Below are 24,196 nucleotides of genomic sequence, written 5' to 3' on the forward strand. Positions count from 1 at the left end.
TTTTGCTGATCCGGGACTTGCGGGCCGTAAGTTTTAGGTGCTGACCTTTTAAACTAAAGTCATGCTTAATCTTCAAGAATCTTTAGCCGCGCAAATGGAATCAGGTCACCATAAGGCTGCTGGCATTAACCGTCCTTTAGCTTTCGCTGTTGCTACTTTACTTGGTGGCATTTTTATTGGAATCGCAGATATTCTTATGTTTACTGCGGCCGGCCCGTTTTATGTGGCGCAAAGCCCGGCTGCGCCACTGCTGTCTGGGTTGGTTTTTGGTTTAGGTTTAGTGCTGGTGGTTTTTGCAGGGGGCGAGTTGGCTACTTCTGCGATGATGGCCTTACCCCAGGCGGTGGCGGGTAAACAGGTGGCGTTGCTTCGCGCTGTTACTGTGTTAATGCTTATTTTGCTTGGTAACTTAGTGGGTTCTGTTCTTTTGGCGGCGCTGGTGAGTTATTCCGGTGTTTTCGCTGCTGATACTGCGGCGGGGGGAATGTTGGAAGGCGTTGTTGCTGCGAAGGTTCATAAGAGCGATTTGGAGCTTTTTGTTCGCGGGATTATGTGTAACGTGCTGGTTTGTTTAGCGATTTGGAGTCAGGCGCGTACTCAGAATGATGTGGCGAAAATCCTGCTGATGGGTTGGGCTATGTTCGCTTTTGTGACTTCTGGTTTTGAACACGTTGTTGCTAATATGACTACTTTTTCGTTGGGGTTATTCCTGGGCGTTGAGCAGGCTACTTTATTTGAAGCTGCCCGTAACTGGCTGATTGTGGGGGCGGGTAACTTAGTTGGGGGCGCTGTGTTTATTGGGGGTGCTTACCTGCTGGTGGGTGGCCCGGTTAAAGAGGCTACCGCTTTGGTGAAGCGCCACTGAGTTTCCGCTGTTTCGCATCCAGGTGAGCGGTTTACGAGTCGTAACGGGGGCCTAGACTCGTATTTCACACCGATTTCGGTATTTTTAAGGCGGTTTACGAGTCTTACCGGGCTGGTAGACTCGTAAACCGCCTTTTTCTTATAGCTGGCAAGAAACGCAGTCTTCTACCTGAGTACCTGCTAAAGCCATCTGCCTAATTCGCATGTAATACATGGTCTTAATCCCTTTACGCCACGCGTAAATGTAGGACTTGTTCAGGTCTCGGGTGGAAACTGTGTCCGGATAGAACAAAGTTAAAGACAGCCCTTGATCGACGTGCTGGGTAGCTACTGCGTAGGTGTCGATAATCTTTTCTGGCCCGATTTCGTAGGCGTCCTGGTAGTACTCTAAGTTCTCATTTGTCATGTAAGGCGCCGGATAGTAGACGCGCCCAATCTTTCCTTCTTTGCGGATTTCGATCTTTGACACGATCGGGTGGATCGAAGAAGTTGAGTAGTTGATGTATGAGATGGAACCGGTTGGAGGTACTGCCTGCAGGTTCTGATGGTACATTCCGTATTCGTGTATGTCGGCGGCGAGCTGCTTCCAATCTTCCGGAGTTGGCAGGTAGATGGTGGAGTTAGCGATGATTTCGCGAACTCGGTCTGTTTGTGGTTCCCAGGTGCCTTCAATGTACTTGGTGAAGTATTCTCCGGTGTAGTACTTAGAGTCGGTGAAGCCGTGGAAACTTTCGCCGCGTTCGCGCGCAATCTTGTTGGAGGCGCGCAATGCCTGGTAGGTCACTGCGTAGAAGTACATGTTGGTGAAATCTAGGGCTTCTTCAGACCCGTAGAATATGCGTTCGCGAGCCAGGAAACCGTGCAGGTTCATCTGTCCCAGCCCGATTGCGTGGGACATGCGGTTTCCACGTTCGATCGAGGGCGCTGAAGAAATGTTAGATAGGTCAGAAACTGACGTTAGCCCGCGGATCGCGGTTTCTACAGTTAAAGCGAAGTCTGGTGAGTCTACTGCTTTAGCGATATTTAGTGAACCCAGATTGCAGGAAATGTCTTTACCTACGTGTGAGAAAGTGAGGTCTTCGTTGTAGGTGGAGGCTTCTGATACTTGGAGGATTTCCGAGCAGAGGTTAGACATGGTGATGCGTCCCTTAATGGGGTTTTCGCGATTCACGGTGTCTTCAAAAACAATGTAGGGGTAGCCGGATTCAAATTGGATTTCGGCGATAGTTTGGAAGAAACGACGCGCGTTGATTTTCTTCTTGCGAATCCGCCCGTCCTCTACCATTTCACGGTACTTTTCGGTTACTGAGATTTCGGTAAAGGGAACTCCGTAAACCCGTTCAATATCGTAGGGAGAGAATAGGTACATATCCTCATTGTTTTTTGCCAGTTCGAAAGTAATGTCGGGAATAACTACGCCCAGAGAAAGTGACTTAATCCGGATTTTTTCGTCGGCGTTTTCGCGTTTAGTGTCAAGGAATTTCATAATGTCCGGGTGGTGTGCGTGTAGGTACACGGCTCCGGCTCCTTGGCGTGCTCCCAGCTGGTTTGCGTAGGAAAATGCGTCTTCTAGTAGTTTCATGACTGGCACGATGCCTGAAGATTGGTTTTCAATCCGCTTAATGGGGGCGCCGGCTTCACGTAGGTTGGTGAGGGACAGGGCCACTCCTCCGCCTCGTTTGGACAGTTGTAGCGCTGAGTTAATCCCTCGAGCGATAGATTCCATATTGTCTTCTACCCGCAGGAGGAAGCAAGAGACCAGTTCCCCTCTAGCTTTTTTCCCGGCGTTGAGGAAAGTTGGGGTAGCTGGTTGGAAGCGTCCGCTAATGATTTCATCTACCAGGTATTCCGCTACTTCTTTGTTCCCGCGGGCCAGGTAGAGGGCAACCATTGCAACGCGATCTTCGAAACGTTCTAAGTAGCGTTTTCCATCAAAAGTTTTCAGCGTGTAAGAGGTGTAGTACTTAAACGCGCCCAGGAATGAGGGGAAGCGGAATTTATGTGCGTATGTACGTTGGAAGAGGCTCTTAATGAAAGGAAAGTCGTACTGTTCTAAGACTTCTGGTTCGTAGTAACCTTCAGTGACTAAGTAATCGAGTTTTTCTTCTAAGTTGTGGAAGAAAACCGTGTTTTGGTTGACGTGTTGCAAGAAATACTGGCGGGCAGCTTTCTTATCTGCGTCGAATTGAATCTTTCCGTCTTTGTCGTAAAGGTTCAATTGGGCGTTTAGTGCATGGTAATCCAATTCCGGGGAGGGTGCCGTTTCCAAGCCGGTGTCGGTTAGATTTTCTGCCAAAATTCTCTCAGTCCTTCTTGCACTTTAGCCACGTCACTTGCCGTGCCTAAAAGTTCGTATTTATACATGTGGGGCACTTTTAGCTTAGCTGAAATAATGTCACCTGCTAGGCAAAAGGCCGTTCCGAAGTTGGTGTTTCCTGAAGAGATTACTCCCACGCATTGTGCGCGGTTTGCCTCATGGTTGAGAAACTTAATCACTTGTTTTGGGACGGCTCCTTTAACGTTTCCGCCGCCGTAAGTGGGGGTGATTAGCACGTAGGGTTTATCTACGTATAAGAGTGGTTCCATTGCTCTGAGCGGAATACGGTCAGCTTCAAAACCAAGCTTTTCAACAAATCGCTTAGTGTTTTCAGTTGCTGAAGAAAAGTAGACTACATAAACCATGGAAGTCTCTTAACTGGATAACTACCGTCTTTAACAAGGCTTAAATAGGCTTTGTTAAAGACGGTAGTTTCCGTTTAGTTTTAACCGTTTGCCACGGCAGCGGCAGCTTGAGCAATCTGTTTGATTAGGTCTGGACGGTATCCTGACCAGTGCTCGTCGCCAGCCATCACTACTGGTGCTTGAACGTAGCCTAGTCCTTTAACGAACTCTAGTGCTTCCAGATCGAGGCTCATGTCGATGACCTCAAAGTCTAAACCCTGCTTTTTTAAAGCTCGTTTAGTTGCATCGCACTGCACGCACTGTGGCTTGCTGTAAACGGTAATTGTCATCGGAGCCTTCCTTTCTATTCTTAAAGACTTACCGACACGTTTAGCCTACCGTTAGGGTCTGACATATTTTTTGTCTTATCAGTAAGTACTTCCTGCTAAGAGTTACACCCCTGTGTTTATTAATTCTCAACAGTATTTTCTTCTACCTCAATAAACACTACACCTAGTGGTTAAAATGTTCCACCACCACAAAATGGCGTGTTTCCACCTTGGTGATTCGCTCTCTGTGGAAGAGAATTCGTGCATTCACTTGAAATATAAAGAAGACCCTGTTTCGCTTCAGTGGAAACTGAAAATTAACAGCCTGTGAAAATGTGGAAAAGCTCGCGAAATTAAAACCCTCGTACACCCGCATTCGGGCGTGTCGATTAGGGTCATTTGAGAACAGGACAGTTCAACATTCGACCACATTAACCGCTAAACCACCGGCGGAAGTTTCCTTATATTTCGAGTGCATATCCACCCCGGTCTGCCGCATAGTTTCAATCGCCGCGTCCAAAGAAACCGTATGCCGGCCATCTCCCAATAACGCCATACGAGCAGCATTAATCGACTTAACTGCCGCAATCGCATTACGTTCAATACAAGGAATCTGCACCAGCCCTCCAATCGGATCACAGGTGAGCCCCAAAGAATGTTCCATCGCAATCTCTGCCGCATTTTCCACCTGCGCAGATGTTCCTCCCAAGGCGGAAGCCAACCCAGCAGCTGCCATTGCAGAAGCTGAACCTACTTCGCCTTGACACCCAACTTCCGCTCCCGCGATCGAAGCATTCGTCTTAATAATCGCCCCAATCGCAGTGGCTGCCAGCAGGAAGTTCCGAACCGCTTCAACACGGTTTTCCTGCCCCTCAGGACAAAAATTCACTAAGTATCCGAGCACTGCTGGAATCACTCCGGCCGCACCGTTTGTTGGAGCAGTTACGACTCGATGCCCTGCAGCATTTTCTTCATTTACTGCCAGGGCATACAGATTAACGAACTCCATCGCTCGTAACGGATCGTTCTCGCACCCCAGCCAAGCACCTGGGCCACACGGGTTAGCTACCGCTTCTTCAACCGTTTCCCCTTTACGCCCTCCTAAAGCTCGGAAAAGACCCGGCGCACGGCGATTCACCTTTAACCCACCCGGTAAAACTCCTTCGGTGGAACAACCAGATTCAATACATTCAGCCATAGTTTGATGAATTAAATCTAAATAGGCATTCACTTCCGCCCTCGGACGCGAAGCCTCCTCATTTGCTCGCACTACATCGGCAATACTCAACCCGTTTTCCGCACAAATCTCCAATAGCTGCGCGGTATTCGCAAACGGATACGGAGCAGGATTAGCGTAAGTTTCCACTGCAGCTGGAGCAGCTAACGCAACCACATCTGGGATAGCTGGATCAGCGGAACGGTCCTCCATCACAAAACCGCCCCCCACTGAATAGTAGGTGCGCGCAAAATCAATCGTCTGCACCGGTTCAACCTCGGTGTTCACCAAACGCGCTGTAATCGTCAAACCATTCACATGATAGGGCAAAACTGTAAACGGCTTGAACTGCATATCTTTAGCATGGTCAAAAGCAACTTCACAGCCGCAGGCTAAGTTAATTTTCTGCTCTGCGATCACTCTTTCTAAACAGTTAGCTACCACTGGTCCCGGAACAGTATCCGGCAAGTACCCCTCTAAACCCAGTAGCACTGCCCGGTCAGTGGAGTGACCTTTCCCAGTTGCCCCTAAGGAGCCGAAAAGTTCCACCGTAAACCCGACGATTTGTAGTTTCCCATCTTTAATCTGATGTGCGTGGGCTTCTTCTAAGGCAGTAACAAAAGCTAAACCGGCGCGCATCGGACCCACCGTATGTGAAGAGGAAGGGCCAATCCCAATTCGGAACATGTCAAAGACAGAGAGGGGGCGAGCCACTTCCTCAGCGCGGTCATGTCCAGAGATTAACCCAGCTGCCGTAGCAAATTCAGTTGGCTCAATCAGAGGCTGGTTAGAAACCTGGTTTGCGTCCCCCACGTTACCTGCCCTTTCGCGTTTTCTCAGTTAAGATTTCATTGTTAAGTATTTACTAATACTACCTGCCTACGCGAATTTGGAGCGGTTAAGATGAAGTTTCCTCAGTTCAAGTTTGAAACGCCCGCGGTAACGGTCATTGTCGCCGCGATGGAACTGGAATTGGCGCCCTTTTTGCAGGCAACTAAAGTGCGGCAGTCATTTTTGGTAGCGAATCAGGAGTTTCATTTAGGCACTTGGCTGGGCAGAGAAGTTCTTTTAGTTCGCTCTGGAATTGGTTTAGTTAATGCGGCCACTGCTGCTAGTCGAGCACTTTCATTTGTATCTGCTGGCAGTAGCGCCGTGGCCGGTTACCTGTGCGTCGGCACCTGTGGCGGTTTGGCAGCTTCAGTTAGAGTTCGCGACGCGATTGTGGGGAGTTCTTTTATTTTCTCGAGGGCGGACGCCACTGCCTTTGGTTATGCCCCCGGTCAGGTCCCCGGACTTCCGGTAGATTTTCCTGCAACGTTGGAGGTTTTACCGAACCTATCTAAAGTAAGTGCTGACAGTGAGTTTCCGCGGGTGCTGGTGGGGGCGGTAGCGTCATCGGATGCTTTTGTGACGGAAGCTAATGTGGAAGATACCCGCGAGCGTTTCCCCGCTGTGTTGGGAGTGGATATGGAATCTGCTGCGGCTGCGCAAGTGTGCTTTTTAAGTGAGGTGCCGTTTGTTTCGGCGCGGGGAGTTTCTGACCTGTGTGGTCCAGCGGCGGGGCAGGATTTCCATATTGCGGCAGAAGAAGCTGCGTTAGTTTCTTTCCGAACTGTTTCAAAACTTTTAGGGTGATTTATCCCCCAGTTATAGGGGGGTAGATAGCAAAAAACTCCGTCGCCAATTTGGCTTCGGAGTTTAATCTTGTGCGCGAGGGGGGAGTCGAACCCCCATGCCCGCAAGGGCACACGGACCTGAACCGTGCGCGTCTACCTATTCCGCCACCCGCGCAAGACTAGATAAGTCTACCTAAAAAAATCCCGGTTACGCAAATTCAGTTTCCTTTCCTCTAGGGTAAACTAGAAATAATACGAGTATCTAAACGGAATCGAACATCTTATGGAAGGAGCCAAAATTGGGTATCCTAAGTCGGTTTGAATCCGCCATGGAAAAAGGCGTGCAGGGGACTTTCGCGAAAGTGTTTCGCAGTAGTCTAAAACCGGTTGATATTACTTCTGCGGTGCGTAAACGCATGGAGGAAGATGTTCAGGAATTTGCGCGTGACCATATTGTGGCTCCTAATCGTTTCGTGGTGAGTGTTTCACGGACTGATTATAAGAAGTTAGAAGATTTGGGTTTAGAAGCTATTGCCAGCGAAATTGAAAATACGGCACTGCAGTATGCGCAGGAAAATGATTATTCTTTGCTGGGTCCAGTTTCCGTTGAATTTGAGTTGGGAGCTGATGAGCTTACTGGACAGTTAGAGATCAGCGCTCAGTTGGAGCGTGGTCCGGTGGCTCCAGCTGTTAGCCAAGCTGCTTCAACTGATCATCCGATTATTGAAATTGAAGGGGAGCGTTGGCTTTTAACTCAGCCAGTTACGGTGATTGGTCGGAGTGTGGAAGCCGATATCACTATTGCCGATTCAGGGATTTCGCGGAAGCATTTGGAGTTACGGAAAACTCCAGACGGGGTGATTGCCACCGATTTAGGTTCTACGAATGGGCTATTCGTTGAGGGCTATAAGGTAGATGCCGCAACTTTGGTTGATGGTAATCAGCTGGTGATTGGCCGGACACGGATTTTGTTCCGCACCTCTGATGAGGTCTACTGAACTCATTTCAACTTTATCCATGCACAGTAACTATAGTTTTCAAGGACAGCACTCATGACTTCAGATTTAGCGTTCACGGTTTTCCGTTTCGCCTACCTGTTTTTATTGTGGGCAGTTGTTTTGGGAACTATCTCAGTGCTGCGCCAGGATATTTTTGGAACCGTGGTTACTCCCCGGGGTAAAGGGCGGTTAAGTAAAGAAGTTAAGGAAAAAAAGCGGCGAACCCGCGGTTTGGGTAAAGCGCCACTTGATAATCCGGCTTTACTGATTACGTCCGGTCCACTGCTGGGGACTTCGTTAGCTCTGACCAATGCGGAAGTAATTATTGGTCGGTCTCCGTCCGCTACTTTAGTTTTAGATGATTCTTATGCTTCTTCTCAGCATGCGCGGATTTATAAGGCAGAAAATATTTGGTATGTCGAAGACTTAGGTTCCACTAATGGAACTTATTTGGATGATGAGCGGATTCATTATCCGCAGCCACTTAGTGTTGGGAAAATTTTAAGAATTGGTCAATCTACCTTTGAGTTGGTGAACCAATGACCGTAGAGTTTCGTTATGCTGCCCGCTCTGATGTGGGTTTGATTCGTAAGTCTAATCAGGATTCTGGTTATGCTGGCCCGCATCTGCTGATTTTAGCTGATGGTGTGGGTGGCTCTGCTGGGGGCGATTTAGCGTCTTCAATTGTGGTGGGACACTTAGCTCATCTTGATACCGACTCTTATCCTGCTGAAGATATGTTAGGTCTGTTGCGTAAAGGGTTGGCGGATACGCGTACGGAACTTTTAGAGCGCGCTAAGGTTGATCCGAAGTTAAAGGGGATGGGAACTACCTGCATCGCTTTAATGCGTAGTGGTAATAAGTTAGCGATGGTTCACGTGGGTGATTCGCGAGCTTATTTGCTGCGTGATGGGCGTCTTACGCAGGTTACTTCTGACCATTCTTTTGTGCAGTATTTGGTTGATACGGGGCAGATTACTGAAAAGGAAGCTGAAACTCACGCGCAGCGAAACGTGGTTTTGAAGGTTCTTTCTTCTACGGAAATTGATGGCACCCCTGATGAGTCTTTGCGTGAGGCTATTGTGGGTGACCGCTGGCTACTTTGTTCTGATGGTCTTTCCGGGGTGGTGTCTGATGATACTATTTGCGCGGTTATGCAAGAGTATGCTGACCCGGACGAGTGTGCCGACATACTACTTGAGTTAGCTTTGCGTGCGGGAGGACCGGATAACATCACAGTTGTGTTAGCTGAGGTGGTTCCGGCAGGTACTTTAGTTGAGCAGACTCCGCAGATTGTTGGTGCGGTTGCTGTTGATCGGGCTCGTCCTACTCGTGGTTCTAAAGGGGCGGCGGGGAAAGCAGCTTCTATTTCTGCGGCAGATAATTTAGATTTATTCGAGGACGATGCTCCGTCCCTTCCGGTACCTCGACGCACTTGGCTAACTCCGTTTTTGGCTTTAGTTATTACTGCGGTTCTGGGCTTAGGAATTTGGGCTGGTTATGCCTGGTCGCAACAGCAGTATTATGCGTTGATTAAAGACGATAAAATCTTAATTTATCAAGGTATACCACAGACTATTGGTCCGATTGAACTATCTCATCCGGTTGGAATTTCTAAAGTTGATCCAAAACTATTGCGCCCAGTTGAGTTAGAAAGACTTAAAGAACCAGTCCGCCGCAATAGCCGCGAAGCTATCGATAGCTACCTGGAAACTTTAGAGAAACAACAGGGAGCAGGACAGTCTAAGCCGGAAAGTTCCGGGGGGAACTAATGGCAACCGTAACTGTTTCAACCAGTAAACCGCAACCCGTTTTTCAGTATGTTTTGCTGCTCTTAGCGTTAGCGATGGGAGTCGGCGGTTACATCCTCACTTCTTTAAACCGCACCGGAGCACTCCCTGCTAATTTAGGGGTTCACATTGCCCTTTTGGTGGCGTTGGGCCTGGGGGGAACTCTCTTAGTGCGCTACTTTGCCCCTTATGCCGATCCGGTGATTTTGCCTTTAGCGGTTGGCTTAACCGGTTTAGGTTTGGCCATGATCTATCGGATTGACATGGCTTATACGATTACCGGCGAACCGGTGGTCGGCATTAAACAGCTGATTCTGGTTGGGGTAGGCTTAACCGCAGCATTCGTAGTACTAATCGTAATTCGCGATCATCGAGTACTGCGAAAATACACGTTCACCGCCATGTTCGTCTCCATTTTGCTGCTACTGTCTCCATTTATTCCAGGTTTAGGGAGAGCTAAATACGGAGCTAAAATCTGGATTTCCCTGGGGCCTTTTTCTCTGCAACCAGCTGAGTTCGTGAAAATTACCCTGGCTGTTTTCTTTGCCGGATACCTGGTAGCAAATCGTGATTCTCTGGCGGTTGGCGGCCCGAAAGTATTGGGAATTCGCTTGCCTCGAATTAGAGATTTAGGGCCGATCTTAGTTGTCTGGGGTATCTCTGTCATTATTTTAGTAATGCAACGTGACCTGGGTACGTCTCTTCTCTACTTCGGTCTTTTCGTAGCGATGATTTATGTAGCTACCAACCGCACTTCTTGGATTATTTTAGGTGGTTTGCTTTTCATTCCGGCTGCACTGGTGGCTACAAAACTATTTAGCCACGTAGGGCGACGGGTGAATATTTGGCTCAATGCGTTTGACCCTGAGATTTATGATATGGTGGGCGGTTCCCACCAGGTTGTGCAAGGACAGTTCGGCATGGCCTCTGGAGGACTCTTTGGTACCGGTTGGGGGTTGGGCTATCCGAACCTGGTTCCTTTTGCGAACTCTGATTTCATTTTGGCGTCCTTAGCAGAAGAACTGGGTTTAACCGGTTTAATGGCTATTTTACTAATGTACTTAATCTTGATTGAACGTGGTTTCCGCGCTGCGATTGGGGTAAGAGACGGGTTTGGAAAACTCTTAGCTGTCGGTATTTCTTTCTCTCTAGCCCTGCAACTTTTCGTTGTTTTAGGGGGAATCACCCGACTAATTCCACTAACTGGTTTAACTGCGCCTTTCTTAGCGCAAGGCGGATCATCCATGGTTTCTTCTTGGATCGCGATTGCGCTTTTACTTCGCATTTCTGATGCGGCGCGTCGCCCCACGCCCCTGCCAGTAAACGATGCGGGGACAGAAAAATCTAAGAAAGTTACTGTCAGAAGTGGAGCGTCCGCATGAACCCGCAGATTCGTAAACTTTTCTTAGTTGCTTTCTCAATGGTTATTTCATTGATGCTAGCCTCCACCTACTTGCAATTTTGGGCAGCGCCTTCTTTAAATGCCGACGGGCGTAATACGCGCACTTTCTTACACGCCGCAGAAAAAGACCGCGGCCCAATTGTGGTGGACGGTGAAGCAGTCGCAAAATCTGTACAAATTGCTAACAGTCGCCGTTTTGATCGCACCTACCCGCAGGGACCTCTCTATGCGCCTGTAACCGGCTGGTTTTCAGCAAACTTAAACTCGGCAACTGGTTTAGAGTCTGTTTCAGCGCAGGTTCTAAACGGGGAAGCTCCCAGTTTGTGGACACAACGTTTCCTTAATACGATTACTGGTAAACCACGCCAAGGCAACGGCATTGAACTCACCTTAGATTCTCAAATGCAGCAGGTAGCAGCTGCCGCATTAGGAGACAAAAAAGGCGCGGTTGTGGCATTAAATCCGAAAACCGGAGAAATCTTAGCTCTCTACTCATCTCCCAGTTTCGACCCTAATCAGCTAGCGGGAAGTAATTCCGAAGCTGCCCTAGCCTACGCTCAAACTCTAGAAACCGATCCGAAACGACCTTTAAATAATCGAGTTACCGACGGTTCTTCCTATGCTCCGGGGTCAGTTTTTAAAATAATTACCACCGCTGTTTTATTAGAAAATGGGGTAACTACTGAAACTCAGTTGCAGGGCCCAGCACAAATTACCCTACCTGGCTCAAACGTGTCTGTCCCAAACTTCTCAGGAGGCCCCTGCCTGAACGGGACACCAACTTTAGCGGAAGCATTCGCTATTTCTTGTAATACTCCGTTCATTGACGAAGCCCTTAAACTTGACCCACAACTACTGCGGGATAAAGCCGAAGATTTTGGCTTCGGTGAAGCTACTGAAATCCCTCTAAAAGTAACTGCCTCTAACTTCCCTGAAGAAAACGATTTAGCGCAAATCGGGTTAGCTTCCATCGGACAGGGACAAGTTACTGCTTCACCTTTACAAATGGCAATGGTTACGGCGGCGATAGCCAACGAGGGTAAAATCATGAAACCTCAGCTGATTCGCTCAGTTTTGTCTTCTGATTTAGAAAAAGTACAGTCCATTACCCCAGAAGTTTACGCCACCCCAATTTCTGCTGAAGTAGCTAAATCCTTAACTACCTTAATGGTAGAAACCGTTAATCAACCGTATGGCACCGGAACGGGAATTTCTATTCCCGGGGTGCAGGTAGCTGCGAAAACTGGCACTGCGGAAACAGGTGTACCCGGGTATGCCAATGCTTGGGTGACTGCTTTTGCGCCGGCGGATAATCCCCAGATCGTTGTTGCCGTTTTAGTTGAAGGTGATGAATCTAAACCAGCTCGCTACGGTGCTGTAGATGGAGCACCCATTGCGAAAGCAGTTCTTGAAGCCGGATTGTCGAAAGGAGGTAACTAGTGAACTATCACGCAGCTACCTCTAATCATCCTGGAAAAGTCATTGGCGGACGCTACACGCTGATTACTCAGCTTGCAATTGGTGGCATGGGAGAAGTTTGGGCTGCTCGCGACCAAATTACTGCTCGTAAAGTTGCCATTAAAGTATTGAAACCAGAATTAGCTGGGCAAGAAGCGTTTTTAACGCGCCTTCGTATTGAAGCGCAAAATGCCATGCAAATCCGCCACCAAAACATTGCCGCTGTCTTAGATCACGGCGAACTTAACGGGGTGGGTTGGATTGTTATGGAACTGGTTGAAGGTCGTCCCTTTAACGAGTTTTTACAGCCTGGACATAGGCTCTCCCCAGCCGAAGTTGTGCCAGTACTCATTCAAATCGCACACGCCTTACAAGCTGCCAAAACAAGTAACGTAGTACACCGCGACATTAAACCTTCGAATATTTTAATCACCGATTCTGGGATTGTGAAGCTCACTGACTTTGGGATTTCAACTATGCCTAACCAGGTGGCTTTAACTGATGTGGGGATGGTGATGGGAACCGCCCAGTACCTCTCCCCAGAACAGGCCATGGGAGAATCAGCCACGCATTTATCCGATCTTTACGCCCTGGGGGTAATCGCGTACGAAGCACTGTGCGGACGCCGTCCTTTCACAGGAAAAACTCAAGTTGATATTGCCTTTGCGCACGTAAACGATCCGGTTCCAGAACTGCCCGCTTTTGTCCCTAATCAGTTACGGAAACTGATTTTACGAATGCTTCGTAAACATCCAAAAGATCGTCAGCCAGACTTTACTGCGGTAATTCGTGAGTTAGAAAAAGCAGCTAAATCCCTGGAGATTTCTACAGCTCCGCGTCCAGTTACGCTCCCTCAAACTGATTCCGCGCAAAGATCTAGCAAACCGGCAGATCGGTTAAAAACACCGTTAAGCAGCTCAGCCAAAACCGGTTCAGCCAGACGAAAAACCGTTTTGGGGCGCCCTCGGGTAAGAAGAAAACTTGCTGACCCACTCAAAGGGCAAACCCGCGCACTTTGGCTTTCTCAGCCAGCGGATCCTGCCAATGCCAGCGAGGGCGCAGCTAAATCACCAACCCGCCCCCGCGTCGCAGGGGCTTCGACCGATGAGCGCGACTGGAAACCCAAAGCTGATTTGCGTCCGCAAAATCCCGGTGCGAAAGCTGCCGATAAACACCTGTTTTCTCCTTACGGTCCGCTCTACGGAGGGCGCACCCAACGCTCACCGGCAAATTCAATCCGGCACCAGAGGGAAAATCCTAATGGCACAATTACAGAACTGCTTGTTTTCGGATTAGTGCTCTTCCTCTTTTCCTTTATCTTTTTCTACATTCAATCCAGTCCCCCAATGCAGACAACTCAATCTGCAAACTATCGAGTTACGCCAGTAACTCACTTGATAAAAAATACCCCTTCGGAGGTCCAAAAATGGTAAGTTCCCAGCCCACTTTGTTAGGTGGCCGTTATGAAGTACGCACCCTGATTGGGCGCGGTGGCATGGCGCAAGTTCACCTGGGTTTCGATACGCGACTGTCTCGCATCGTTGCAATTAAAATGCTTCGCACCGATTTAGCGCGTGATTCTATTTTCCAAACTCGGTTCCGACGTGAAGCTCAGGCAGCAGCATCACTTAACCACCCAAATATCGTAGCCGTCTATGATACGAGTGAAGAAAATCTTAAACTACCAGATGGCTCCGTAGTCTCAGTTCCCTACATCGTCATGGAATACGTTGAGGGGCACACGGTGAAAGAACTGCTGGTGGGGGGCACTCCAGTTCCAATCGATGAAGCAGTTGAGATTATTTCTGGCGTTTTATCCGCTTTAGAGTATTCGCATACGCAGGGTTTCGTACACCGCGATATTAAGCCGGGAAACATTATGCTCACCAACACCGGCAAAGTTAAAGTAATGGACTTTGGGATTGCCCGGGCTATTGCCGATTCTCAAGCGACTATGACGCAAACTAATGCGGTAGTGGGCACTGCACAGTACCTGTCTCCGGAACAAGCGCGTGCGGAAGTTGTTGATGCCCGTTCTGACTTGTACTCAACCGGTTGTGTGCTTTTTGAACTTCTGACTGGACGCCCTCCTTTTAAGGGAGATTCAGCAGTTGCGGTAGCCTACCAGCACGTTTCTGAAGTTCCCCCTACTCCATCTTCAATTACCCAGGATATTCCTGACGCGATTGACCGAGTAGTTTTGAAGTCTTTAGCAAAATCAAAGCAAGAGCGTTATACCAGTGCTGCGCAAATGCGAGTGGACTTAGAAAGAGCTTTAGCTGGTTCAGCGATTTCAGCTCCGGCGGTTAGTTCCTGGGAATCTCCTGCGGCAGGAAGCGCCGCTACTGCAACTACTGTTTTACCGGCTACTGCCGCAACTACAGTTATGCCGGGTTCGGTGAAAGCTGCTGGACTTACAGAAACTAGCACTGATATGCAGGCAATTGGTAATGGAAAACAGGTTGAAGAAAAGCCTTCCAAACTTTGGCTGTGGATTTCTTTAGCTTTTGCTACTGTAATAGCTTTAGTTTTAGGTTACTGGCTTCTTTTTGCTTCCCAGGCAGTTGATCCGGAAACAGAAACTGTTGAAGTTCCTGCTTCAATTTTGAATGTAGATTTCGCAGAAGCTCGTAAGCAGTTAAATGAACTTGGTTTAGAAGGTGTCCAGGGGGAACCGGTTGCTTCCGATGAGGTAGAAAAAGGTAAAGTCGTTTCTTCCGATCCGGCGCCGGGCACTAAAGTTAATAAAAAATCTAAGGTGCAGCTGCGGATTTCAAGTGGTCCGAAAGAAGTTACAGTTCCCAACATCAAGGGGATGACTCAAGACCAGGCGCGTGAAGCCCTTAAGGCAGCTGGTTTAACGATTGGGGAAATTAACCGGATTGACGAACTGGGTGAACCTAAGGATCGGATTTTGCGAACCTCCCCAGAAATTGGTGCTCCGATTAAAAAGGGAACTGCGATTAACATTTTCATTGCTTCTGGGAACGTGATGGTTCCGGCAGATTTAGCTGGAAAACCGTTAGAGGAAGTGCGGACTATTTTGCAAGAACTTGATCTGCTGGTAGTTGAAAAGCAAGTGGAAACTGATGAACACTCCCAAGGAACGGTTATTTCAGTAAGCCCTCAGGGAATCTTACCAACTAAAACTAGCATTACTGTGGAAGTGGCAGTTCCAGTTCCGGCTAAACCTGAACCGCCGAAAAACAACCCAGAAAACCCTGGCTCGGGTACGGATCCCAGTAAGCCAGAGGGCCCGGGAAATGAATCAGATAAACCAAAAGATCCTGAAAAACCGGGTGGGAACGGCTAAGGGCCGGTCACTTTGATAGGTAGCTGGTGGAAGTTTAATGGCTTCCGCCAGCTACTTTTTATTTAAAACTGTCCCCTTGAAAGATTTTCTTTCAAGGGGACAGAGAAACTTTAAACTAAATTTTCAGTTAGCTGACATTCACTTAACGCCAGCGTAAGGTCATGAAGAACCCCACTAGCATTAGGCCCAAACCTAAGGCCATATTCCAGTGTCCAACTCCGGGGATGGGGTACTGGGCGCCGCTCATGTAATAGGTCAGCATAACCAGTAGGCCTAAGATCATTAGGGTAATGAAAGTAGGTGCCCACCAGGTAGGTGAAAGAGGCACATCATCTACCCATGACTTTTGAATTTCCGTATCAGCCTGTACGACTTGCTTATTCTTCTTTTTACGTTTACGTGATTCAGGCACCTACGTAACCTTTCTAGTTTTATTAGATGAGTTAGTTTTCCACTTGAAACCCATCGATTATCAATCAATACTAAAATTAGATTATCAGTAAAAACACTATCTGGGGAGGAGCCTTCACGCGTGGGCAATCAGAAAACGAAGTTCTCCTTAGTTTCCAGTCTCTTTGTGTTACTACCAATGGTTGCCATTGGGATTCTCTTTACGATCAGCTACCTTTCAAACGACACAACTCAAACCACTCGTTTAGGGGTAGACCTGCCGTCTTTGGCTCGAAATAAAGAAGCTACTGTTGAAGCATTACAGGCGGAAGTTACTGCAGCTAAAAACCAAGTTGAGTTACTTACGAAGCAAGCAAAAGTTCCCACTTCTGACGCCGTTACCCAACCTCACGGATACCGTGGGCCTGGAATCTCGGTAGCTTTAACAGATGCCCCCTATACTGATAAATTGCCTGATGGGGCGTCTGCGGATGACCTGGTGATTCACCAGGGTGATATTGAAGCGGTCTTTAACGCGCTTTGGGCTGGCGGAGCAGATTCTGTGGCCATTGGTGGGTTGGAAGTTCGCCCAAATACGTTAGTGCGTTGTGTGGGTAACGTGATTAACATTAACGGTAAATTACACTCTCCGCCTTTTGTTATTTCAGCTATCGGTGACCCGCAAAATCTGAAGCAAGCAATTGCTAATGATGAGGCAATCCAGATCTTCCAACAATACGTAAACCGCTACCATTTAGGTTTCCATGTCGAAGAGTCATCGGATATTGTTATTACCAGGGTTAAAACGCTAACCGACTATAAGTATGTGAGAGTATTAAAAGATGGAAGCACGTCACGCTAGGCATGAGAAGCCTCGCCACGCTAAGCCAATTGAAGAGCAGGAAAAACCAAAAACTCCTTTATTTGCAGCACTAATTGGGGTAGTTGGTGAAGTACTAATTACGATTTCTTTAGTTTTGGGTCTGTTTGTTTTCTGGCAGGTTGTCTGGACTTCTTGGGAAGTTAATCGCCAGCTCGATCAGGCAGTTTCCCAGTTCGATAAAGCTTTGAAACCCCTCCCTAAACAGGGCAATAAGTTGAAGATTGGTGAACCTCGTACAGATGCTCCGCCAGTTGCTAAGGTTGATGCGAATGGAGCTCCTTTAGGTAAGTTGCACGTTCCTCGTTGGAACGCGATTGTGCCCATGGCTGAAGGGGTCGGATTAGACGTTATTAACCAAGGCTACGCCGGACATTACCCAACTACGCAGGCTTTAGGGGAAGTTGGTAACTTTGCTTTAGCAGCGCACCGTCTTTCTTATGGGAATGCTTTCCAATATGTTCACGACCTACAGGTCGGTGACCGAATTGTGGCGGAAACTTCTGACGCGTTTTTCGTTTATGAAGTTTCCAGTTGGGAAATTGTTGAGCCAACACAGGTTGAGGTATTAGAGCCGGTTCCTAATCAGGTGGGGATTCAGCCTACGGAACGTTTAATGACATTAACTACCTGCGATCCGATCTGGGGTAATTCACACCGGTATATTGTTTACACCAAGTATGTTCATTGGGTGCCTCGCGAAAGTGGAATCCCCCAGGAACTTGCTAATACTTTGAAGGGATAAAGGCTTATGTACGCATGGATATTTCGGCATTTGCCGGGTCCAACTTGGTTAAAAGTTGCTCAGTCGCTTTTATTGGTTGGGGTGATCGTTTACGCGCTGCTAACCTGGGGTTTTCCCTGGGCGCAAGATTACTTTGGGTTGAGTGAATCAACTGTTTCGTAACCGGTTGCGGCTTTAAAATTTCCCGAGGGCGTTAGTATAGCTTTATACAACGCCCTCGGGATTTTTAATGTACTACTGGAAGCTTACTGGTTAGGGGTTACGGATACTTTCGCACTTTGCTTGCGCGTCTGCTTTTGCACTGGCCAGATCCCAGCCGAGGGAACGCCGGTATTCGTAGACGTTATCGCCTTCGCAGTTATCTCCGTATAGTAAAACGTCATTATCTTCAGATTGATTTTGAGTTGCTTTTTCCTTGTCCTTTTCAGGCTCTTTCTTAGGATCTTTTGTGTCTTCTTCGTTTTCTACGGGTTTTGCGAAAGCTGCCAGGTCTTTATCGATTTGCGCTACCAGTGTTTTTGCGTTGGTAATGACTTTTTTGTCATTTTCAATCTGCTTTAAGCGTTCTTCTAAAACTTCTACGGCAGTTACTTCCGCGGTGTACGCCGTAATTTTTGCGTCTAGGTCTGATAGTGTAGTTTCTGCCTGTTTCAGGTTTTGAGTTCCACCTGAGGTGGTAACGTAACCTGCTTGGTGTTTAGCTCTTTCAATTACGGCGCTTACCATTAGTTTTGCGCCTTTAAACTGGTCTACCTGTTTTTCTAACTGCTCGGAAAGATTCTTAAGTTGGAAGTTTTTTAGAGAGGTTTCTAAATCGGTAGCGGCGTTGTCAATCTGGGTGATGATTCGCCGATTATTCTCGATTGCATCCTTATATTCGCGTTCGTTGGAATTTGGGGTGCAAGCGTCTGTAATAAGGCTGTATTGTGCAATCGCGTCTTCAATTAAGTTGATATTCTTTTTCCCACTGCTGAAAGAACTGAAGCCCTCTGCGTGTGGGGCTTTTTCTAAACTCGCAATGATTTCTTCGGCGTGAGTTTTAGAAGATTGGAACTGCTTATCAAGTTCCGCGTAGGTTTCGTTTAAGCTCATGCAGTCTTGCCGGTGGGCGGCGGTTGCCGTTCGGTAGGCTAAAGTGCCGACTCCGAAAACGAGTAGTAACGCTAGTGTTGTTGCAATAAATGCTTGCATTTCTAACGTTAAGGATCTAAACCACTTCACTATTAATTACTTTCGTGTTTTGGGATAAACAACCTAGTTTCTATCCTTTAGTTTACTTGCTTTAAGGCGGAATAGGAAACGTTTGTTACTATTTCGGTTTCACGGGTAGCTGTGTATAAGGTGGATATTTTGAAAATTAACTTGTTAATTCTGTGAATTATCCACAGGGTTTCCCACAATCTGGGGAAACTACATTAGTGTAGTTTTCCCCAGATTGTGGACAGGTTTGTGGAAAACTACGCTTCAGTAAAGGCTTAGCAAATAAAAACGCCAACCCGAACTTGAAAGTTCAGATTGGCGCCCTCGGAAAATCTTATTTACCGTATCCAAACTGCGAAAGAAAGCAGCAAAATAGCCGAAAATAAGAAACCGATAAAAATTAGCTCAGCAGCCCGCTTAGCTTCTCCCACAGTCCGCCCCGGCCGAGGCAAAGCAAACTTATAAATCAACCAAGTCAAAAGCCCACCGGTCAGCATGCCACCTAAATGACCCTGCCAAGAAATCCCAGAGAAACTAAAGCTAATAATTAAGTTAACTACCAGCAAGAAACCCATCGACCGCGCATCAACTCCAGTTTGCCGCTGCAAAATGAAAATTGCCGCGAACAAACCAAAAATGCCGCCGCTGGCTCCCACTGTCCAAGCAATCTGACTAGTGAACAAAGTCCACAGGAGAGCAGCCAGTGAGCCACCAAATACTGATGCGAAGAAAATCCCCAGATATTTAGCTACCCCCAGCGTCCGCTCCAGCGGATTACCCACCAGGTAAAGTGAATACATGTTAAACAGCAGGTGAACAAACCCACCGTGGATCAGCATTACCGTTAAAAACCGCCACGGTTGCGATAACGCTGCCACCGGGTGAAAAGCAAGTAACCCAGCGACAGAGGGAAAAACAAACGCAGCTAAAGAAACTATCGTAATCACCGCAACTAAAACATTAGTTGCGGTGAGGGTGACTCCTCCGCCGAACCAAGTTTTCGTAGAAAAAGGTGACTGCCCCGCTGACTTAACTGGAGTTGAAGAGTATCCTCCGTTAGAGACTACCCCCAGGTGAGCGACTGACTCTGAAGCACAGTCTGCGCACACTGTCGCAACTTCAGTTGGAACGGTGCAGGTTAAACAGGTATTTCGCTGGCAACGTTTACATTTAGAGATCGCCTGCTCACGTGGGTGACGGTAGCAGGCGATCCATTCAAAATTCTCAAACCGTTGCCCATAGTTAGGCTGGTCGTTCAACGGATTAATCCTCGATTTCGATGTGGAAAATAATTACTTCATCAACTGGACGGTCTTGGAAAGAAACTCGCACGTTAGCAATCTGATCTACTACCTGCTTAGATTCCTCATCGGCTACCTTACCGAAAATAGTGTGGTTTCCGTTCAAATGTGGAGTAGGTGCCACGGTAATGAAGAACTGGCTTCCGTTAGTGCCCTTTCCCATACGCTTACCGGCGTTAGCCATAGCCAATAAATAAGGTTCAGAGAACTTTAGGTCAGGATGAATTTCGTCGTCAAAAACATAGCCGGGGCCGCCGAAGCCCATTCCCAGCGGGTCACCGCCTTGAATCATGAAACCAGAGATGACGCGGTGGAAAATAACTCCATCATAAAGTGGCTCATTCATAGTTTCGCCAGTTTCTGGATGAGTCCAAGGGCGGGTTCCGCGAGCTAAGTCAGCAAAGTTCTGGACAGTTACAGGGGCATGTTCAGGGTAAAGCTCCAGGCGAATGTTGCCGAGCGAAGTTTGAATTGTAGCTTTCATACTCCTAATTCTGACATAAGTTCCCCAAACTGCCCGGGTGAAGCCGAACGATTTTGCGCAATTTAAGTCGATTTTTCATTTCTTCGTAGATTTTCCTCTGCAAAACCGTCGATTTCATTGCAAAATAGAAAGTGAGAGAATTTTTTGCTGCTTTACGTTTTCAACGTTAAGGAGCGGAATTTATTTGGAAGGAAAGAATCATGGCTGTTGATAAAAAGAAAATCCAGCAAGAGCTCGAAAACCTAAGCGAAGTTGCTTTACGTCACGGTGAGGAACTGGTTTCTAAAGCTTCTCAACTAGCTGAACAAGGCTATGAGTGGGCTGCTCCAAAGGCACAGAGCCTGTACGAAGAAACAGTCACCTACGTGGCTCCAAAAATTGAAGAAGCTGCAGTAAAAGTACGTCCTTACCTTGATAACGTTCACGATAAGGTAGTTGAAGAATACCTTCCTCGGATTGAAGAAGCTGCTCGTGAAGCTCAGCGTGCAATGGCTGAAGATGGCACTTTGGTTGAAAAAGTTTCTAAAGCCTCTGATGCTTCTATTGAAGCGTTGAAAGCACCTAAAAAGCGTCGTTTCCGCGCCGGTCGTGTGGCTTTGTGGACGTTAGGAACCGCTGCGGTAGCAGGTGCCGGTTACCTGGCATGGCGTCGTTCTCAGCCAATCGACGATCCTTGGGCAGACGAATACTGGGCTGACCTTGATACTGATGTTGAAGTAGACGAGTTCATTGTTGAAGAAGCTACTTTACCTGAAGTTGATGCTGAACTGGCTGAGTTAGAAGAACTCGAAGCCTTAGAAGCTGAGCTGGAAAAGGACGAGAAGTAGTCTTTTTCTAAACTTCTAGTGTGGTTGGTGTAGTTTAACTACACCAACCACATTTTTATGCTTTCATGCGGAATGTAGTTTTCTCTTTATAAATAATCCGGTAAAAAGGTTCTATGAAAACGAAAAATTACTTAACCGTTGCCAGTGCAGCTACGCTCCTGTTTTCTTTAGCTGGCTGTTCCTTGGTAACAGCCGATCTGGAAGCCTTTGCTCCAAATACTTCTTCCAATTCAGACTCTAATCTTCCAGAACCCGCCTCAGGGCCTTTAGCGGATCCGCAACGAGTTTTAGCAGAACGTAAAATCACTTCTAAAGACTCCACTATTTCAGTTGAAATTGACTTCGGAAATAGCACTTCTGACCAAAAGTACAGTGCTCCGCTTAGAGGCCTGTTAGTAGCACCAAAACCTGAAGTCGTTTCCGCTCAAAAATTTACGGGCGATGCTTCCCCTCTGGTAGTGATTAGCCACCTGCGTGTTCCCAACTGTGCTGATGGAAATTTCTCTTATCCCTGCGCTCAAGGTAGCGAGGAACTTCGTTACGACCAGGGTATGCACTATTACGCGCAGTTCCTGGCAGAAAATGGTTACACAGTGATTATTCCCGATCTGGGAGGCATCTTTGTAGGTAGTGACGTTCAACAGCCCTATGATCAACGCGCCATGTGGAAGCAGAGCGTAGGGAAATTTGTAGACGCACTTAAATCCGATTCCGCTGGTGAAACCAACATTTTCGGAGTTGAAAAACTAGCGAAAATTAACTTTTCAAACGTGGGGTTGCTGGTACATTCTCGTTCTGCGGCAATGGTCGAAGCCGCTCAAGAGCTTTTCGGAAAAACTGAAGTGAAGAGCGTTTTAGCTTACGGGCCAGCCTATGACACTGTAGAAATCGCTGCTATTTCCCCCGCCCCAGCAGATATTCCCTACCTGGCGGTAGCTGGCGAATATGACGCTGATGTGGGCCCTTCAGCAAATCTTTGGTTAGGACACTATCTACCGACAGTTAGAGAACATCCGGCTAACGTAGTTTCTGTTCCCGGTTTAGGACATATGCTGATTAACGAAACCGCTGCGTCTGCGGGAATAGATGATCGGATTGGTTGCGACGAACGTGAATGTCCTGACGCAACAGAACATCAAAGGGTTCTAAAAGAAATTGGTTTAGATTGGTTTAACGCTACCTTAACTGACGCGAAAACTTCCCTGCCGATCACTTCCAAGGTTACCCTCCCTGAAAAAGTAGCTAACCTACCGGCACGTTGGCTGGCACATACCCCGAAATCGTTAGCTTCAGTTAATGCCGACCAGTTTAAAGCTCAGGCAGAAAACTCTTTCAGTCTCTGTATTAATCCAGACCCGATGAGTCCCATTCAAATTCCTAACGCCTGTCCAGAACCAAAAACGGGAATCGTTCAAATCCTCACAGAAGTTGGCTATCTGACTTCTGCTTATGCGGAAGTTGAGGTAAAGGGGGCGTCTGGTTTAGCAGTTCACGTAACTCCGGTGGGCTCCATGGCAGATGAGGGTGCTCCCATAGAAATAGTGCTTACTTTAGCTGATGGTACTACCCACACCTTGGCAGTAGCTCCCACCCACCCCGCTTTACAAAATCGTTCTGGGGCTGGTTCTAATGGGATCTACCAGTTAGCAACTATTCGTCTGGAACTTCCTGCCGAAGTTTCAGCTGGGGTGATTAAAAAGATTGAAATAGCTGCGAAGTCTCATCCCATAGAGATCAAGAGCGTAGATTTCTTCTAACCCTACCTTTTAATACATTAATTAATGCGGGAACTTTTGTTCCCGCATTAATTAATTTACCGGTAGCTGCCGCCCTCGGAAAGAAAAATCTGCTGCAGCCAAGCCACAGTATTATTCAACTTTCAGAGTCAATACAAAATAGGGTGCCCTTCATGGATTAAACCGGTTGCAGTATCCGCAATGATCTTTAACTGAATACAAAAATAATTTGGTCTTAAAGAATTTTCAACAAACGATTAAGCATCGTTTTCAATTTATATTGAAAGCTTGCTTATATATTCTAAACTCCATTATAATGTGTCTATATTTCCCATCTGTAACACGATTTTTCCAACGAGGCACGATGAGATTTCGTAAGCTTGGTTTATTTATTTGTATATCTCTTTTGTTGACTTCCACAGCATGTGGCACAAAAAGTGAATCTAAAAAATCTCTTTCTGTGGAAACTCGTGCTGAGCAGTATCAAAAACGTGAAGAAGAATCAGCGAATGATCGTATAACGTTTCAATATAATGAGATCAATCATCTCTCTAAGACACGACCTGACTGGCCAGTAGCTAATGCAGTTAGCTGGAGTGAAGCTGATGCTTATATCGGTACTTCACAAACAGTCTGTGGTCCGTTGCGGAGTATGCGAGGTACTGAATATGGAACTTTTGTAAATCTTGGTCGCGATTATCCTAATCCTGAGCGTTTTACTCTAGTTTATTGGGATACTTGGTTTGATCAATTGCCTAGCAATGCCATTGTTTGTGCGACTGGCGAGATCAGCCTATATGAAGGTGTGACGCAAATGTTTCCGTACGATAACTCAACAATCCCATACTGGACTCAAGGATACTAGTATCAAGCCAAACAGCGAAGGTAAAACTATAAGTATTCCAAATTACCAGTCAATATATCCTTGATCTTGTCTGGTGCTGCTCGGATTGATTCACTCTCTGCGAGCAACCACAATTGCTTTT

At 47.3% G+C, this 24,196-nt stretch carries 23 protein-coding genes and 1 tRNA gene; 15 read left to right on the top strand and 9 right to left on the bottom strand.

Annotation, left to right across the window (positions count from 1 at the left end):
* Positions 1-61 precede the first annotated feature (61 nt).
* The gene (locus NXS08_RS06420) at positions 62-865 is read left to right on the top strand and encodes a formate/nitrite transporter family protein (RefSeq protein WP_259138634.1); all 804 of its coding nucleotides are present in this window, start codon (positions 62-64) and stop codon (positions 863-865) included.
* A gap of 138 nt (positions 866-1,003) precedes the next feature.
* Here NXS08_RS06420 and nrdE read toward each other — a convergent pair whose 3' ends face one another.
* From nrdE to NXS08_RS06440, 4 genes are all read right to left on the bottom strand, one after another.
* Positions 1,004-3,160, bottom strand: a complete 2,157-nt coding sequence (gene nrdE / locus NXS08_RS06425; protein ID WP_259138636.1) for a class 1b ribonucleoside-diphosphate reductase subunit alpha — start codon at positions 3,158-3,160, stop codon at positions 1,004-1,006.
* Positions 3,145-3,546 carry a class Ib ribonucleoside-diphosphate reductase assembly flavoprotein NrdI gene (nrdI, locus tag NXS08_RS06430; RefSeq protein WP_259138638.1) on the bottom strand — a complete coding sequence of 134 codons (402 nt, stop codon included), beginning with the start codon at positions 3,544-3,546 and terminating at the stop codon, positions 3,145-3,147. The genes nrdE and nrdI overlap by 16 nt, the downstream gene beginning before the upstream one ends.
* 80 nt (positions 3,547-3,626) lie before the next feature.
* Positions 3,627-3,875, bottom strand: a complete 249-nt coding sequence (gene nrdH / locus NXS08_RS06435; protein WP_259138641.1) for a glutaredoxin-like protein NrdH — start codon at positions 3,873-3,875, stop codon at positions 3,627-3,629.
* A gap of 394 nt (positions 3,876-4,269) precedes the next feature.
* On the bottom strand, positions 4,270-5,883 hold the full coding sequence (locus NXS08_RS06440; protein ID WP_310546945.1) for an L-serine ammonia-lyase: 1,614 nt from the start codon (positions 5,881-5,883) through the stop codon (positions 4,270-4,272).
* A gap of 90 nt (positions 5,884-5,973) precedes the next feature.
* On the opposite strand from NXS08_RS06440, the gene mtnN reads away from it, so the two are divergent.
* Entirely contained in the window at positions 5,974-6,705 is a 732-nt protein-coding gene (mtnN, locus tag NXS08_RS06445) for a 5'-methylthioadenosine/S-adenosylhomocysteine nucleosidase (protein WP_259138643.1), read from the top strand.
* Positions 6,706-6,777: 72 nt separating this feature from the next.
* Here mtnN and NXS08_RS06450 read toward each other — a convergent pair.
* Positions 6,778-6,861, bottom strand: a tRNA-Leu gene (locus tag NXS08_RS06450).
* A gap of 124 nt (positions 6,862-6,985) precedes the next feature.
* On the opposite strand from NXS08_RS06450, the gene NXS08_RS06455 reads away from it, so the two are divergent.
* The 7 genes from NXS08_RS06455 to pknB are packed head-to-tail and all read left to right on the top strand — an operon-like array spanning position 6,986 to position 15,647.
* A complete protein-coding gene (locus NXS08_RS06455) occupies positions 6,986-7,684 on the top strand; it encodes a DUF3662 and FHA domain-containing protein (protein WP_259138646.1) in 699 nt (232 codons plus the stop codon).
* A 54-nt stretch (positions 7,685-7,738) separates the two neighbouring features.
* Entirely contained in the window at positions 7,739-8,227 is a 489-nt protein-coding gene (locus NXS08_RS06460; protein ID WP_259138648.1) for an FHA domain-containing protein, read from the top strand.
* Positions 8,224-9,456, top strand: a complete 1,233-nt coding sequence (locus tag NXS08_RS06465) for a PP2C family serine/threonine-protein phosphatase (protein WP_259138650.1) — start codon at positions 8,224-8,226, stop codon at positions 9,454-9,456. The genes NXS08_RS06460 and NXS08_RS06465 overlap by 4 nt, the downstream gene beginning before the upstream one ends.
* On the top strand, positions 9,456-10,856 hold the full coding sequence (locus NXS08_RS06470; RefSeq protein WP_259138652.1) for an FtsW/RodA/SpoVE family cell cycle protein: 1,401 nt from the start codon (positions 9,456-9,458) through the stop codon (positions 10,854-10,856). The genes NXS08_RS06465 and NXS08_RS06470 overlap by 1 nt, the downstream gene beginning before the upstream one ends.
* Positions 10,853-12,316: a penicillin-binding protein 2 gene (locus tag NXS08_RS06475; RefSeq protein WP_259138654.1), complete on the top strand. Its 1,464-nt coding sequence runs from the start codon at positions 10,853-10,855 to the stop codon at positions 12,314-12,316. The genes NXS08_RS06470 and NXS08_RS06475 overlap by 4 nt, the downstream gene beginning before the upstream one ends.
* The gene (locus tag NXS08_RS06480) at positions 12,316-13,767 is read left to right on the top strand and encodes a serine/threonine-protein kinase (protein WP_259138656.1); all 1,452 of its coding nucleotides are present in this window, start codon (positions 12,316-12,318) and stop codon (positions 13,765-13,767) included. The genes NXS08_RS06475 and NXS08_RS06480 overlap by 1 nt, the downstream gene beginning before the upstream one ends.
* Positions 13,761-15,647, top strand: coding sequence for a Stk1 family PASTA domain-containing Ser/Thr kinase (gene pknB / locus NXS08_RS06485; protein ID WP_259138658.1), 1,887 nt, complete (start codon positions 13,761-13,763; stop codon positions 15,645-15,647). Before NXS08_RS06480 ends, pknB begins: the two co-directional genes overlap by 7 nt.
* A gap of 142 nt (positions 15,648-15,789) precedes the next feature.
* Here pknB and NXS08_RS06490 read toward each other — a convergent pair whose 3' ends face one another.
* A complete protein-coding gene (locus NXS08_RS06490; protein WP_259138661.1) occupies positions 15,790-16,059 on the bottom strand; it encodes a cell division protein CrgA in 270 nt (89 codons plus the stop codon).
* 120 nt (positions 16,060-16,179) lie between these two features.
* Here NXS08_RS06490 and NXS08_RS06495 point away from each other — a divergent pair, with 120 nt between their 5' ends.
* The 3 genes from NXS08_RS06495 to NXS08_RS06505 are packed head-to-tail and all read left to right on the top strand — an operon-like array spanning position 16,180 to position 17,824.
* Positions 16,180-16,899, top strand: coding sequence for a DUF881 domain-containing protein (locus tag NXS08_RS06495; RefSeq protein WP_259138663.1), 720 nt, complete (start codon positions 16,180-16,182; stop codon positions 16,897-16,899).
* On the top strand, positions 16,880-17,662 hold the full coding sequence (locus tag NXS08_RS06500; protein WP_259138665.1) for a class E sortase: 783 nt from the start codon (positions 16,880-16,882) through the stop codon (positions 17,660-17,662). Before NXS08_RS06495 ends, NXS08_RS06500 begins: the two co-directional genes overlap by 20 nt.
* A 6-nt stretch (positions 17,663-17,668) precedes the next feature.
* Positions 17,669-17,824, top strand: a complete 156-nt coding sequence (locus NXS08_RS06505; RefSeq protein ID WP_259138667.1) for a hypothetical protein — start codon at positions 17,669-17,671, stop codon at positions 17,822-17,824.
* A gap of 90 nt (positions 17,825-17,914) precedes the next feature.
* On the opposite strand, the gene NXS08_RS06510 is transcribed toward NXS08_RS06505, so the two are convergent.
* From NXS08_RS06510 to NXS08_RS06520, 3 genes are all read right to left on the bottom strand, one after another.
* On the bottom strand, positions 17,915-18,853 hold the full coding sequence (locus NXS08_RS06510) for a hypothetical protein (RefSeq protein WP_259138669.1): 939 nt from the start codon (positions 18,851-18,853) through the stop codon (positions 17,915-17,917).
* Positions 18,854-19,200: 347 nt separating this feature from the next.
* The gene (locus NXS08_RS06515; RefSeq protein ID WP_259138671.1) at positions 19,201-20,121 is read right to left on the bottom strand and encodes a rhomboid family intramembrane serine protease; all 921 of its coding nucleotides are present in this window, start codon (positions 20,119-20,121) and stop codon (positions 19,201-19,203) included.
* Between the two features lie 4 nt (positions 20,122-20,125).
* Positions 20,126-20,647: a peptidylprolyl isomerase gene (locus NXS08_RS06520; RefSeq protein WP_259138674.1), complete on the bottom strand. Its 522-nt coding sequence runs from the start codon at positions 20,645-20,647 to the stop codon at positions 20,126-20,128.
* A gap of 200 nt (positions 20,648-20,847) precedes the next feature.
* Here NXS08_RS06520 and NXS08_RS06525 point away from each other — a divergent pair, with 200 nt between their 5' ends.
* From NXS08_RS06525 to NXS08_RS06535, 3 genes are all read left to right on the top strand, one after another.
* Positions 20,848-21,474, top strand: coding sequence for a DUF5324 family protein (locus NXS08_RS06525; protein ID WP_259138676.1), 627 nt, complete (start codon positions 20,848-20,850; stop codon positions 21,472-21,474).
* A gap of 113 nt (positions 21,475-21,587) precedes the next feature.
* Positions 21,588-23,231 carry a hypothetical protein gene (locus NXS08_RS06530; RefSeq protein WP_259138678.1) on the top strand — a complete coding sequence of 548 codons (1,644 nt, stop codon included), beginning with the start codon at positions 21,588-21,590 and terminating at the stop codon, positions 23,229-23,231.
* A 343-nt stretch (positions 23,232-23,574) separates the two neighbouring features.
* Positions 23,575-24,075, top strand: coding sequence for a hypothetical protein (locus NXS08_RS06535; protein ID WP_259138681.1), 501 nt, complete (start codon positions 23,575-23,577; stop codon positions 24,073-24,075).
* Positions 24,076-24,196 lie beyond the last annotated feature (121 nt).

It is taken from the genome of Gleimia sp. 6138-11-ORH1 (assembly GCF_024814355.1).
GTDB lineage: Bacteria > Actinomycetota > Actinomycetes > Actinomycetales > Actinomycetaceae > Gleimia.